This is a genomic window from Pseudoalteromonas sp. AS71 (genome assembly GCF_038900275.1).
Taxonomy (GTDB): Bacteria; Pseudomonadota; Gammaproteobacteria; order Enterobacterales; family Alteromonadaceae; genus Pseudoalteromonas.
Genome location: NZ_JBBMQZ010000027.1, coordinates 13,133 through 26,650, shown reverse-complemented (window position 1 = coordinate 26,650; position 13,518 = coordinate 13,133). Strand labels below are relative to the sequence as shown.

Sequence of the window (13,518 nt, the reverse complement as noted above, 5' to 3'; positions counted from 1 at the left end):
GTATGTCAGCACAAAATTTATTAGTAGAAATTGGCACCGAAGAGTTGCCACCAAAAGCACTGCGTAAATTAGCAGAAGCTTTTGCTGCAAACTTAACAGCAGAGCTAGAAACACTCGAATTAGCACACCAAGGCGTAAGCTGGTATGCATCGCCTCGTCGTTTAGGTTTACAAGTAAAAGCGCTTGAAGCTAAACAACAAGACAAAGAAGTTGAAAAACGTGGTCCAGCGACTAAAGCCGCATTTGACGGTGACGGTAACCCAACAAAAGCAGCAATGGGCTGGGCACGTGGTTGTGGTATTGAAGTAAAAGACGCACAAACACTCGAAACAGACAAAGGTGCATGGTTATTGCACATTGCTAAAGTAGCAGGGCAAGAAACCAAATCGCTAATGACAGGTGCAATTACTAAAGCGTTAGCTAAATTACCAATTCCTAAACCAATGCGTTGGGGCGCGAATAAAACACAATTTATTCGTCCTGTGCATACGGTAACTATTTTGTTTGGTGATGAGCTACTTGAAGGCGAGATCCTTGGTAAGAAAATAACTAATCAGCTTCAGGGTCATCGTTTTCATCACCCAGAAAAAATTGGCATAAACCATGCGGATGACATTTTTGACGTACTTAAATCTGCTTACGTTATTGCCGATTACGAACAACGTAAAGCGCAAATTCGTACGCAAATAGAAGAGGCCGCAAAGGCAGTTAATGCTGTTGTTGCAATGGATGAAGATTTACTAGAAGAAGTAACATCACTTGTAGAGTGGCCAGTTACTTTAACGGCAACATTTGAAGAAGCATTTTTAGATGTACCAGCCGAAGCGTTAATTTACACCATGAAAGACGATCAAAAATATTTCCCGTTATTAGATCAAAACGGAAAACTTTTAAATAAGTTTTTGTTTGTATCTAACATAGAAAGTAAAGATCCAAGTGTAGTTATTTCTGGTAACGAAAAAGTAGTGCGCCCGCGTTTAGCAGATGCACAGTTCTTCTTTGAAACAGATAAAAAGAAAACACTAGAAAGCCGATTAGAATCGCTTGATAGCGTATTGTTCCAAAAACAACTTGGTACGCTTAAAGATAAGTCTCAGCGTATTAGTGAGCTTGCAGGTTATATTGCTGAGCAATTAGGTGCTGATAAAGTGCTAGCACAGCGTGCAGGCTTATTAAGTAAAACTGACTTAATGACAGAAATGGTAATGGAATTTACCGACGTACAAGGTGTAATGGGAATGCATTACGCTCGCCACGACGGTGAAGCCGAAGATGTAGCCATAGCACAAAACGAGCAGTACATGCCACGCTTTGCAGGCGACAACTTACCTACAAACTTAATTAGCTGCGCAGTAGCGATTGCTGATAAGTTTGACACGCTGGTGGGTATTTTTGGTATAGGCCAAGCACCTAAAGGTGACAAAGACCCATTTGCGCTTCGTCGTGCTGCTATTGGTGCACTTCGCATTATGGTAGAAAAAGAACTACCACTTGATATTTTAGACCTAGTAGCTAAATCGCAAACATTATTTGGCGACAAGCTAACTAACTTAAATGTATCAACTGACGTATTTGAATTTATGCTAGGGCGCTTTCGTGCTTGGTATCAAGACGAAGGAATTGAAGTAGACGTAATTCAAGCTGTGCTTGCACGTCGTCCGACTAAACCTGTTGATTTTGATCGCCGTGTTAAGGCCGTAAGTCACTTCCGCACATTAGACGCAGCAGAAGCGCTTGCAGCAGCTAATAAGCGTGTAGGTAATATTCTAGCTAAAAACGACATTACCAGCCAAGGTAGTGTTGATGAGAGCTTATTAAGCGACGACGCTGAAAAAGTATTGGCATCACAAGTAGCAAAATTTGCCACTGACCTTGCACCACTTTATGCAGATGGAAACTACCAAGAAGCATTAAGCCAATTGGCAGGTATTCGACAAAGTGTTGATAACTTTTTTGACAACGTAATGGTTATGGCCGACGATGAAGCAGTTAAGCAAAATCGTCTTGCGCTATTAAGCCAGTTAAGCGGATTGTTTTTAGGTATTGCAGATATTTCTGTTTTACAAAAATAACACCGATTAGCAATTTTAAAAGCCAGCGTTTTGCTGGCTTTTTAGTTTTCACTGTATGCAAAGGAAACCCCATTGATGATTTCTATGAAACGAATTTTAACCTTAGCAATTGCTGGTTTACTTACTGCCTGTACAAGCCAAATTTCGATTAACGATGTATTGCCACAGCAAGAGCTAGATAAAACAATTTATCTAAGAGGCGACTTTACGCTTTGGGACGCTGAACCTCAGTATCAGTTTTCGCCAGTTGGTCCTGCGCTTTATCAAGCAGAAGTTAAATTTTCTAGCCCTGGTAAAGTGTACGAATTTAAAATAGCAGATGCCGATTTTAGCGAAGGTTATAACTGTGGTTATAGCGACGAACAGCCAGAGGGGCAAAGCCTAACACTCGGCCAGCCAGCTATCGCAGACTGTAATACTATTTATAACTACTTTAGTTTCACACCTGCAATAAAAGGCACGTACATAGTAAGTATTGACTACAGTGACTACGACAAGCCACAAGTAACGATAACGAAGAAGTGATAGCTGGATTATAAAGCTGCCCGAGTGAATTAATCGATTTGTGACAAGGACGTTGTAGTGTTTATTCAGCATTAACACCAAGGGGTTTCGTAGGTTGGGTAGAGTGAAGCGAAACCCAACATGTGTGGCGAATAAAACTATTTTGGTGGTTATTAAATACGTTGGGTTTCGCAAAACTCAACCTACGTTATTTTAAAGCCCTTTCTTCACCACATATCTATACGGTGCTTCTTCTGCATCTTTAGCCACCAGCGTGTGATCCATAAACGTACAAAAACTCGGAATGTCGCGAGTTGTTGATGGGTCATCAGCAGTTATTAATAACGTTTCACCATCACTCATTTTACGAATAGCAGCACGTACCATCATTACTGGCTCTGGACAGCGAAGGCCTATGGCATCTAATTGGTGATCGGGATTATCAAAGCTCATAATAAATTGGCCTGTTTAATTAAAGTGATTGCTTAGGTATAGCAATTAATAAGTTTGGCAGTTTAACGCAATTTCAAATGTAATTTAACTATTTTACTTAATGCTTTTAGCAGTTTCAAAATGCTTTATTTAATAATACGCCCGATCACATAATTACGCTGTTACATGCTTGTTTGATAAAGGTCGTTTTCATAAATTGAAGCTAATAAAAAAGGCGAACTGAATAAAATCAGTTCGCCTTTTTAATCACCAAGATGGTTTTACATGTTTAAACTAATTAGTCTTGAACACGTTCAAATACAGTTGCAATGCCTTGGCCTAAACCAATACACATAGTTGCTAAACCGTATTGTACATTTTTGTCTTCCATTAAGTGAATAAGCGATGTGCTAATACGCGAACCCGAACAACCCAGTGGGTGACCAAGTGCGATTGCGCCGCCATTTAAATTCACTTTTTCGTCAACAACATCCATTAACCCTAAATCTTTCATTACAGGTAATGATTGTGCTGCAAAGGCTTCGTTAAGTTCTACTACGCCTAGGTCATCAATTGTAATACCGGCTTGTGCAAGTGCTTTTTTACTTGCTGGTACTGGGCCGTAACCCATAATTGATGGATCGCAACCAGCGACTGCCATTGCTTTAATACGCGCACGAATTGGTAAACCAAGTTCTTTTGCTTTTTCTTCGCTCATTACTAACATTGCAGATGCGCCGTCAGAAAGTGCAGAAGACGTACCGGCTGTTACCGTACCCGATGCAGGATTAAATACAGGGCGAAGCTTTGATAGACCTTCTACTGTTGTTTCTGGGCGAATTACTTCGTCGTCTTCAACTAAGATAAGCGAACCATCTGCATCGTGACCTTCCATTGCTAAAATTTCGCGACGGAAACGGCCTTCAACTGTGGCAGCTTGTGCACGTTGATGTGAACGGTAAGCAAATTCATCTTGCTGCTCACGGCTAATGCCATGAAGTGTTGCAAGGTATTCTGCTGTTAAGCCCATAGAGCCAGACGCTTGTGCAATTGATGTTGCTAAGCCTGGATGAAAGTCGTTGCCGTGAGTCATAGGTACGTGGCCCATGTGCTCAACACCACCAATTAGGTAAGTGTCGCCAGCGCCTGTCATTATTGCGCGTGCTGCGTCATGCAATGCTTGCATAGAAGAGCCACATAAACGGTTAACCGTTACAGCAGGTACGCTGTGTGGGATACCGGCAAGTAATGCTGCGTTACGTGCTACGTTAAAGCCTTGCTCTAATGTTTGCTGTACACAACCCCAATAAATATCGTCAATTGATGCTGGATCAACTGCTGGGTTGCGATCAAGTAAGCCTTTCATTAAATGTGCGCTTAAGTCTTCAGCACGTTTATGTTTGAATACACCACTTTTAGAGCGACCCATTGGTGTGCGGATACAATCTACAATTACTGGATTATTCATGATATTAACCTTCCACCTTATAGAAAACACGACCTTCTTCGGCCCACTTGCGAGTTTGTTCAGATACTTGGTAAATCGCACCTAGGTGAGCGTATTTGTCTGCTGCTGCAACAAAGTTAGCTAAACCAGTTTGATCTAAGTAACGGAACGCGCCGCCTCTAAATGGAGGGAAACCAACACCGTAAACTAATGCCATATCTGCTTCTTGCGGCGAGGCAACAATGCCTTCTTGCAAGCAAAGTAGCACTTCGTTGATCATTGGAATCATACAACGGTCGATGATTTCTTGTTTATCAAATTCTTTTGGTGCGTCTGTAATTGGGCTTAGTAGCTCAATTGCTGTCTCGTCATGAGACTTTTTAAGACGACCGCGACGATCTGTTTCGTATTTATAAAAACCGGCTTTGTTCTTTTGACCAAAACGTTTTTCGTTAGCAAAAATAGTTACAGGGTCTTTATCCGCACGAGCCATACGCTCAGGGAAACCGTCAGCCATGACGCCAGTACAATGGAATGCTGTATCAATACCTACAACATCAAGTAAGTAAGCCGGACCCATAGGCCAGCCAAATACGTTTTCCATTACTTTATCTACTTTTGCAAAGTTAGCGCCTTCAACCACTAACTTGCTAAAACCTGCAAAGTAAGGGAATAAAACACGGTTTACAAAAAAGCCTGGGCAATCGTTAACAACAATTGGCGATTTACCTAATTTAAGCGCGTAATCAACTACTGCATTAATAGTTTTATCTGATGTTTTTGCACCACGGATAATTTCTACTAATGGCATTTTTGGCACTGGATTGAAAAAGTGCATACCACAGAAGTTTTCTGGCTTATCTAGCGCTTGGGCTAGTAAATCAATACAAATAGTTGATGTGTTTGAAGTAAGTACAGTGCCTTCTGGCATGTTTTTTTCAAGATCCGCTAGTACTGCTTGCTTAACTTTAGGGTTTTCTACAACGGCTTCAACAATAATGTTGGCACTTTGTAGATCTGACTCGTTAAGTGTTGGCTTAATTTTGCTAAGTGTTGCCAACATTTTTTCCATTGGCATGTGGCCACGCTTAACTTTTGCACCTAATAGCTTAGACGCTTCACCCATACCTAAATCAAGTGCATCTTGTTGGATGTCTTTCATTATAATAGGCGTGCCTTTATAAGCAGACTGGTATGCAATACCGCCTCCCATAATACCAGCACCTAATACAGCGGCTTGCTTAATTTCGACATCGCTGTGCTTAGCAAATTTACGTGCCTTACCTTTAATGTATTGGTCAGCTAGGAAAATACCTGTTTGTGCAGCTGCTTCTGGTGTACGTGCTAATTTAGCAAAGTTAGCGTTTTCGATTGCCATTGCTTCATCGCGAGTACAGTTTGCCGCTGCTTTAATAGTACGTACAGCCATAACCGGTGCAGGATAGTGGCCTTTGGTTTTACCCATTACCATACCTTCTGCCATAGCAAAGCTCATGCCTTGCTCAACACGGTTTAATTTAAGTGGTTGTAGTTTTACGTTGCGTTTTGCTTGCCAATCTAACTTGCCAGAAATCGCTAGCTCAAGTGTTGATACACTTGATTCTAAAAGTTTGTCAGCACTAACTACCGCGTCAAACGCACCTACTTTAAGGGCATCTGCTGCGCGATTTTCGGCGCCTGAGGTAATCCACATCATTGCGTTATCGGCGCCAATGATACGTGGTAAGCGCACTGTGCCACCGAACCCTGGCATTATGCCAAGTTTAACTTCTGGTAGGCCCATTTTAGCTGTTTCGCTTGCCACACGATAATCGGTAGCAAGTGCCCACTCACAACCACCGCCAAGTGCCATACCGTTTATAGCGCTTAGAGTGGGAAATGGTAAATCTTCGATCGCATCAAAAACGTCGGTTGCGTTTTTGATCCACACTACTAATTCTTCTTCAGGTTTAGTAAAAGTAGGTAAAAATTCGAAGATATCGGCACCAATAATAAAGTGTTCTTTATCACTGGTAAAAATCATGCCTTTAATATCAGTATTGGCGGCTAATTCTTTTAATGCTGCTGCGCAATCTGAAAGAGTTTTTTGAGATAGTGTGTTTACAGAACCTGCAACACAAAACTTAAACTCGGCGATGCTTTCCTTTAGGAAGCTAACTTCAAAGGAATCGCTTTTATATAACATTATTATTCTCCCTAGTTGACGAACTAAGACTGGTACGATGAGTTTGCATTTCAATCAGTGTGCTTGCTTTAAATTAAAAATGCAACGAAAAATTTAACTCGGTTACAATCGACTGGTTAAAATATAGCTGGTTTGGTGCTAAGGTGGTTGAAAAGTTTTTATTCACTACTTTAATTTTTTATTAAAGGACATTATGAAAAAATATTTATTAAGGGTTGCGGCAGCTGCATTCATTTTCCCTCTTTATTCTGCCGAGGCAAGTATCGATAACGAGGCATTTTTAGATGCCGAAAAAAAAGTAAGGTACGGAAGCTATCAAGACTTTAAAGAAGCGGTTAGTGGCTTAAATCATCCGTTGAAACCTTACGTTGAAAAAACATATTGGCAGCGCCATCCAAATATTAAGTATCAAGCAGAAATAGAAGACTATTTAAACATATATCAACATACTCCGCTTGAGTGGCCGGTACGCAAAGCGTGGTTAGAGTATTTAAAAAAGAAAAACAAAAAAGCAGCTTATATTCGTAATTATCGTGAAACGTCTAATACTGGGCTTACCTGTACTTATCTAGATTTTCAGCTGGATTTGGGCGCACCTGAAAAAGCAATATTTAATCAGGTAACTGACCTATGGGCTGTGGGTAAGTCGCAGCCAAACGAGTGCGATAGTTTGTTTTCACAGTGGCGCAAAAAAGGCTACATGAAAGAAGAAATCGTTTGGAAGCGCGTTACACTCGCTGCAGATGGCGGTACGCAAAGCTTATTACCTTATTTAAAAACGCTGTTACCTAAAAATGAAAGCTACTTAGGAGATTTATATTTAAAAGTACGTAAAGATCCAAGCGCTGCAGCTGGATTATATAGATATAAAAATAAGTCGGCTAAAGAAGGCCAAATAGCACTTTATGGTGTTAAGCGTCTAATATGGCGCGATAAAGAGCTTGCTTTGAAGGCGTGGGAAAAGTTAGAAAAAATATTTAAGTACAGTGACGAGGAAAAAGCGGGTGTGTATTACACCTTTGCATTGTCACTTGCTTCAAGCGGGCATAAACAAGCGAGCTTTTGGCTAAATAAAGTGCCAAAAGAGCGACTAGACAGCAAGCTTATTCAGTGGCAATTGGGCAATATGCTTAAAATCCAAGATTGGGAAGGGATAGCTGCGTTTTTTACGGGTAAAGAAAACTTAAGTCTTGGCCAGCAATATTGGTTAGCTTATAGCTATGCTAAACGTGGTGAGCAGCAAAAAGCAGACGATATTTGGAAAAAAGTAGCGGCTAATCGTGATTATTACGGCTTTTTAGCAGCAGCTCGTTTGGGGTTGCCCGTTGATTTAAATAATCAACCTTTAGCTGTTGATCAAATGCTTGTAGATAAAGTAAGTAGTGCGCCAGGCTTTAAACGTGCAAAAGCACTTTATGATATTGAGCGCTTTACGTCGGCGCGCCGGGAGTGGAATTATTTAACGGATACGTCTAGCGATGAAGAAAAGCTGGCAGCATCACAGCTATCTACCGATCTCGGTTGGCACGACAGTACTATTTTTACTTTAGCAAAAATTAAAGCATGGGATAACGTAGAGCAACGCTTTCCATTTGCGTTTCAAGATGTATTTGAGCGCTACAGTAAGCGCAGTAAAATAGATGTTGCCTGGAGTATTGCTATTGCAAGGCGTGAAAGTTCTTTTGCACCAGATGCTCGCTCGCATGCTAATGCGCGTGGTCTAATGCAGTTATTACCAAGTACGGCGGACTATGTAAATAAAAGCAGCGTCACGAGTAGTCGTTTATATCAACCTAAAACAAATATTAGGTTGGGTACGAGTTACCTACAGTACTTGAAAAAGAAAAACCACGGTAACGAAGTGCTGGCTACGGCGTCTTATAATGCAGGGTATCATCGTATAAAGCGTTGGTTGCCTGATGAAGCTATTCCGGCTGAGTTATGGGTAGAGCTTATTCCGTACCGTGAAACCCGTGATTACGTAAAAAATGTATTTGCGTATAGACAGGTTTACCATACTAGAATGGGTCGAGAGGGCAATGTACTCGCACCGTTACTGGAAATGAAAATGGGCGGTTAGTAAACATAAGTTTAAAGTAGGGGGATATTTAATGCGTTTAGATATCCCCTTTTTTGAGCGCTTTGCGGATAATACCAATTTTATTAAAACATGATCATTCTAGCGTATTAAATAACTCAATAACTACGTTAAAAATTATTTATATAGAACAACTATGTATCATAATTTTAGCCTTGTTATTAAGCTATTTTCTTATCGCTATAATAGATCATTAATTTAATGCAATTGGTATAAGTGGTAGACTCAGAGCAAGTTAAATTTAACAGATGGATTAACAATGGATAAATTAGCCGTTTTATACGCCGAACATATTGCAACACTGCAACAGCGTACTCGTACAATTTGTAATAGCGAAGGGTTAGAAGGATTAGTAATTCATTCAGGCCAAGCTAAGCGCCAGTTTTTAGATGATATGTATTATCCATTTAAAGTTAATCCACAGTTTAAAGCGTGGTTACCGGTTATTGATAATCCTCATTGCTGGATTGTGGTGAATGGTAGCGACAAGCCAAAACTAATATTTTATCGCCCGGTAGATTTTTGGCATAAAGTGCCAGATGAGCCTCGCGACTTTTGGGCTGAGTACTTTGATATAGAGCTATTACTGCAACCTGATCAAGTTGAAAAGTTATTACCATACGATAAAGCTAAGTACGCTTATATGGGTGAGTACATTGAAGTAGCACAAGCACTTGGTTTTAGTATTATGAATCCAGAGCCTGTACTTAACTATTTTCATTACCACCGCGCTTATAAAACGCAGTACGAGCTTGAGTGTTTACGCAACGCTAACCGCATTGCAGTAGATGGACATAAAGCTGCACGCGATACATTTTTTAATGGCGGCAGTGAGTTCGATATTCAGCAAGCGTACTTAATGGCTACACGTCAAAGCGAAAATGAAATGCCGTATGGCAACATTGTTGCACTTAACGAAAACTGCGCTATTTTGCACTACACGCACTTTGATCCAAAAGCGCCACAAACACATAACTCATTTTTAATAGATGCCGGTGCAAACTTTAACGGTTATGCCGCTGATATTACTCGTACGTATGATTTTAAAAAGCAGGGTGAGTTTGCCGAGCTTGTACAAGCTATGACGGTTCAACAAATCGAACTAGGTAAAGGTTTGAAGCCGGGTATGCTTTATGGTGATTTACACGTTGAATGCCATAACCGTATCGCACAAATACTTAGTGACTTTAAAATTGTTAACCTACCCGCTGAGGAAATTGTAGAGCGTAAAATTACCTCTACTTTCTTCCCGCATGGACTAGGGCATCACCTAGGTTTACAAGTGCATGATATGGGCGGTTTTATGAGTGACGAAAAGGGCACGCATCAGCCATCGCCTGAAGGGCATCCGTTCTTGCGTTGTACTCGCCTGATCGAAAAAAACCAAGTGTTTACTATTGAACCCGGTTTATACTTTATTGATTCACTGCTTAGTGATTTAGCGCAAACCGATAATAAACAGTTTATTAATTGGGAAAAGGTTGAGTCATTCAAACCATTTGGCGGTATTCGTATTGAAGATAACATTATTGTTCACGAAGATAGCCTAGAGAATATGACGCGTAATTTAGAACTCGATTAATTCTAGTTAACACTAATTAATTTATACACGTTAAAATACGTACATTACTTAAAGGGGCCTTTTGGCCCCCTTTTTACAAGTTTAAAATATGTCTGAATATAAATATCCTGCTGCTGACGTTTTTCACCAAGAAGAGATTAAAAAAAGTACGTTTATAGTCCACATTGCACATACCCCCGATTTAAATTCAGCCAAAGCATTTATTAAAAGCATTGAAGACAAGTATAGCGATGCGCGTCATAACTGCTGGGCACATGTAGCAGGCAACCCCGGTGGTAGTCATGTTTATGGTTTTTCGGACGATGGTGAACCAAACGGCACTGCAGGAAAGCCTATGTTAAATGTACTGGTGGGTTCAGGCCTTGGCGAAATCACAGCTGTGGTCACACGTTACTTTGGCGGTATAAAATTAGGCACAGGCGGATTAGTACGTGCTTATGGTGGCTCATTAAATAATGCATTAGTAAAATTGCAAACAGTGCTTAAAGTTCCCAGTGTTGAAATTACAGGGAGTAGCGAGTACAGCATGCAAGGTGCGATTGAGCAGTTATTAAAAACAAAGTATCAAGTGCTTAATATTGATAAGCAATTTACTGCTAATATTGAATGGGTGATTACAATAGATAGCCGCGAAGCTCAGCAAGCAATCAAAGATATTTTTGATTTAAGTCACGGCGCAGTTGAGTTAACTATTAAAGAGTAATAACCTAGACAAATTGCATGTAATGCATACTGACCCTATTTAATTTGGTTGATACTACTCAGCCTGAATTTACTAATAATAAAAGCGACAAGCTAAATGCAATTTCGTACCATCATAAAAATTCTTGGCCAACTTGTTGCGCTGTTTAGTATTACCATGGTGCCGCCGGCACTGGTGTCTTTAATATATAAAGACGGTGGTGGTGTTCCTTTTGTTTTAGCATTTATCTTTAGTGTTGTTATTGGCATGATGGCTTATTACCCAAACCGCCATGAAAACGGTGACTTAAAAGCGCGTGAAGGCTTTTTAATTGTTGTCCTGTTTTGGCTGGTACTTGGGGCGTTTGCGTCCTTGCCGCTTATATTTTTACAAGAACCTAATTTATCGCTCGCCGATGCGGTGTTTGAAGCATTCTCTGGCTTAACCACCACCGGCGCTACAGTACTTACCGGTATTGAGTACCTACCCAAGTCGGTGTTGTTTTATCGCCAGCAACTCCAGTGGTTTGGCGGTATGGGTATAATCGTACTCGCTGTTGCTATACTCCCCATGCTAGGTGTTGGTGGTATGCAGTTGTACCGCGCCGAAATACCAGGGCCTGTAAAAGATTCTAAAATGACCCCGCGAATTGCCGATACAGCAAAGCATCTTTGGTATATATATGTGTCGCTTACGATTGCTTGTATGCTGGCTTATTGGGCTGCGGGAATGGAGTGGTTTGATGCTATATGTCATGCATTTTCAACGGTCGCGATAGGTGGTTTTTCTACTTATGATGCATCCATGGGGCACTTTGATAGCCCTGTAATTAACTTTATTTGTGTGTTCTTTTTAATTATTGCCGCCGTTAACTTCTCCCTGCACTACGCCGCAGTGGCTAGTCGTAACATACAAGTTTATATTCGAGACCCTGAGTTTAAGGTGTTTTTGTGTATTCAATTAGCGCTGGTGGTTATTTGTTTTACTGTGCTTTCCTCTAATGAAATATTTGCTAATGGCGATGAAACTCTCGATCAGGCATTATTTCAGGCTGTTTCAATGAGTACAACAGCAGGCTTTGCTACTGATAACTTTTCAACATGGCCTTTGTTTTTACCTATTTTACTTATATTTTCGAGCTTTATTGGTGGCTGTGCAGGCTCTACCGGTGGTGGTATGAAAGTAGTGCGTGTGTTCCTACTTTACCTGCAGGGTGTACGTGAGCTTAATCGTTTGGTGCATCCTCGTGCCATATATTCAATCAAGCTGGGTCGAAAGGCGTTGCCAGATAAAGTAGTAGAAGCCGTATGGGGCTTTTTCTCTGCGTATGCATTGGTATTTATTATTATTATGTTAGCGCTTATGGGCACGGGTATGGATAACATAACTGCATTCTCAGCCACTGCGGCTTGTTTAAATAACTTAGGCCCAGGTTTAGGGGATGTAGCCTCGCATTATGGGGCTATAACCGATGGTGCTAAATGGTTGCTTACCATTGCAATGGTGTTTGGCCGCTTAGAAATATTTACTTTATTAGTGCTATTTACGCCTACATTTTGGCGTGGGTAAAAAGCCAATAAATTCATCATTGGGAAAGGGATATGCCAACAAATTTAGAAAAGCTAAAGCATATAGGTGTAGGCAGCTTAGTCGACCTAGAAATATTAACACCTACAAGCAGTAAGCGTGTTAAAACTGAATTAGTTGGTTTACTCGATAAACAGTTCATTATTTTAAACTATCCTAATGCCAAGCGTTTGCCGGCCGCGACTGACTATTTACGAGATGGCGTAATGGTTGTTGTAAGAGCGCTTATTGAAGGCAGTGGTGGGCAAGTTATAGCGTTTCGCCAACAAATTATGTCGGTAGCTTCTCACCCGGCTAAGCTCGTGTTTATTAACTACCCTAAGCAAGTGCAGTTATTTTCACTACGCTCGCAAACGCGAATACCTACCTTGCTACCTGCAAAACTAAAACTAAGTGACGACAGGGTACTTGAAGGCCTTATTAAAGATATTTCACTTACCGGTGTAATGTTTGATATTAGAGGCGATCAGCAAGTTGAAAGCATTAAAGATATGCAATGCACTGTCATACTTAATAGCAGCGATAAAGACTTTGAAGGTGAAGTTTGCAGTGTTAAAGAGCATGCCGAAGGTGTGCACTGTGGGATTAAGCTACTAGCAAGCGAGGATGAAATGAAAACCTTTATGAAAGAGCATTTTATAGACCCTTCTGCACTCGAACCTACCGTCGAATAAATAGCTTTCGCTTATTTGCAACAAAAAGGCGTTTTATGTCAGTGCTTATAAAATATTTTTTATTATTTTCATAATTAAAAATATTATTAATATAAAACAATACATTAAGTTTTGTTTTTGGCAGCTTATTTTGTGTTATTAAATCTACCTCGTTAAAATTTATCTCAATTACTCTTTAAAACCACTCATTTTAAAACCATGCATTTAAAAATGTATCTTTTTATATAAACATAACTATATGTTTTTAATCGTTTT

The 13,518-nt window shown here is 40.4% G+C and carries 10 protein-coding genes; 7 read left to right on the top strand and 3 right to left on the bottom strand.

Annotated features, from left to right (window positions below; all coding sequences use genetic code 11):
- Positions 1 to 2 precede the first annotated feature (2 nt).
- The gene (glyS, locus tag WNY98_RS17730; protein WP_342878560.1) at positions 3 to 2,072 is read left to right on the top strand and encodes a glycine--tRNA ligase subunit beta; all 2,070 of its coding nucleotides are present in this window, start codon (positions 3 to 5) and stop codon (positions 2,070 to 2,072) included.
- 75 nt (positions 2,073 to 2,147) lie between these two features.
- Entirely contained in the window at positions 2,148 to 2,597 is a 450-nt protein-coding gene (locus tag WNY98_RS17725) for a hypothetical protein (protein ID WP_342878568.1), read from the top strand.
- Between the two features lie 192 nt (positions 2,598 to 2,789).
- Here WNY98_RS17725 and tusA read toward each other — a convergent pair whose 3' ends face one another.
- The 3 genes from tusA to fadB form a co-directional block, all read right to left on the bottom strand.
- Positions 2,790 to 3,029, bottom strand: coding sequence for a sulfurtransferase TusA (gene tusA / locus WNY98_RS17720; protein WP_007377644.1), 240 nt, complete (start codon positions 3,027 to 3,029; stop codon positions 2,790 to 2,792).
- Between the two features lie 277 nt (positions 3,030 to 3,306).
- Positions 3,307 to 4,476 carry an acetyl-CoA C-acyltransferase FadA gene (gene fadA / locus WNY98_RS17715; protein WP_024604770.1) on the bottom strand — a complete coding sequence of 390 codons (1,170 nt, stop codon included), beginning with the start codon at positions 4,474 to 4,476 and terminating at the stop codon, positions 3,307 to 3,309.
- 4 nt (positions 4,477 to 4,480) lie between these two features.
- Positions 4,481 to 6,640: a fatty acid oxidation complex subunit alpha FadB gene (gene fadB / locus WNY98_RS17710; protein ID WP_024599953.1), complete on the bottom strand. Its 2,160-nt coding sequence runs from the start codon at positions 6,638 to 6,640 to the stop codon at positions 4,481 to 4,483.
- A gap of 193 nt (positions 6,641 to 6,833) precedes the next feature.
- Here fadB and WNY98_RS17705 point away from each other — a divergent pair, with 193 nt between their 5' ends.
- The 5 genes from WNY98_RS17705 (at position 6,834) to WNY98_RS17685 (ending at position 13,263) form a co-directional block, all read left to right on the top strand.
- Positions 6,834 to 8,720 carry a transglycosylase SLT domain-containing protein gene (locus WNY98_RS17705; RefSeq protein ID WP_342878559.1) on the top strand — a complete coding sequence of 629 codons (1,887 nt, stop codon included), beginning with the start codon at positions 6,834 to 6,836 and terminating at the stop codon, positions 8,718 to 8,720.
- Positions 8,721 to 8,997: 277 nt separating this feature from the next.
- Positions 8,998 to 10,320, top strand: a complete 1,323-nt coding sequence (gene pepQ, locus WNY98_RS17700) for a Xaa-Pro dipeptidase (protein WP_024599951.1) — start codon at positions 8,998 to 9,000, stop codon at positions 10,318 to 10,320.
- Positions 10,321 to 10,408: 88 nt separating this feature from the next.
- Positions 10,409 to 11,023 (top strand): YigZ family protein, encoded by a 615-nt coding sequence (locus WNY98_RS17695; protein ID WP_197186265.1) that lies wholly within the window; start codon positions 10,409 to 10,411, stop codon positions 11,021 to 11,023.
- A 96-nt stretch (positions 11,024 to 11,119) separates the two neighbouring features.
- Entirely contained in the window at positions 11,120 to 12,571 is a 1,452-nt protein-coding gene (locus WNY98_RS17690; protein ID WP_007584186.1) for a TrkH family potassium uptake protein, read from the top strand.
- A 32-nt stretch (positions 12,572 to 12,603) separates the two neighbouring features.
- On the top strand, positions 12,604 to 13,263 hold the full coding sequence (locus tag WNY98_RS17685) for a flagellar brake protein (RefSeq protein WP_024599949.1): 660 nt from the start codon (positions 12,604 to 12,606) through the stop codon (positions 13,261 to 13,263).
- The last annotated feature ends 255 nt before the right edge of the window (positions 13,264 to 13,518 follow it).

Bases quoted from the DNA above. Each gene is read 5' to 3' on its own strand.
- fadB (WP_024599953.1), bottom strand. From the start codon at position 6,640: ATGTTATATAAAAGCGATTCCTTTGAAGTTAGCTTCCTAAAGGAAAGC.
- WNY98_RS17725 (WP_342878568.1), top strand. From the start codon at position 2,148: ATGATTTCTATGAAACGAATTTTAACCTTAGCAATTGCTGGTTTACTT.
- WNY98_RS17695 (WP_197186265.1), top strand. From the start codon at position 10,409: ATGTCTGAATATAAATATCCTGCTGCTGACGTTTTTCACCAAGAAGAG.
- WNY98_RS17690 (WP_007584186.1), top strand. From the start codon at position 11,120: ATGCAATTTCGTACCATCATAAAAATTCTTGGCCAACTTGTTGCGCTG.
- tusA (WP_007377644.1), bottom strand. From the start codon at position 3,029: ATGAGCTTTGATAATCCCGATCACCAATTAGATGCCATAGGCCTTCGC.
- fadA (WP_024604770.1), bottom strand. From the start codon at position 4,476: ATGAATAATCCAGTAATTGTAGATTGTATCCGCACACCAATGGGTCGC.
- pepQ (WP_024599951.1), top strand. From the start codon at position 8,998: ATGGATAAATTAGCCGTTTTATACGCCGAACATATTGCAACACTGCAA.
- WNY98_RS17685 (WP_024599949.1), top strand. From the start codon at position 12,604: ATGCCAACAAATTTAGAAAAGCTAAAGCATATAGGTGTAGGCAGCTTA.
- glyS (WP_342878560.1), top strand. From the start codon at position 3: ATGTCAGCACAAAATTTATTAGTAGAAATTGGCACCGAAGAGTTGCCA.
- WNY98_RS17705 (WP_342878559.1), top strand. From the start codon at position 6,834: ATGAAAAAATATTTATTAAGGGTTGCGGCAGCTGCATTCATTTTCCCT.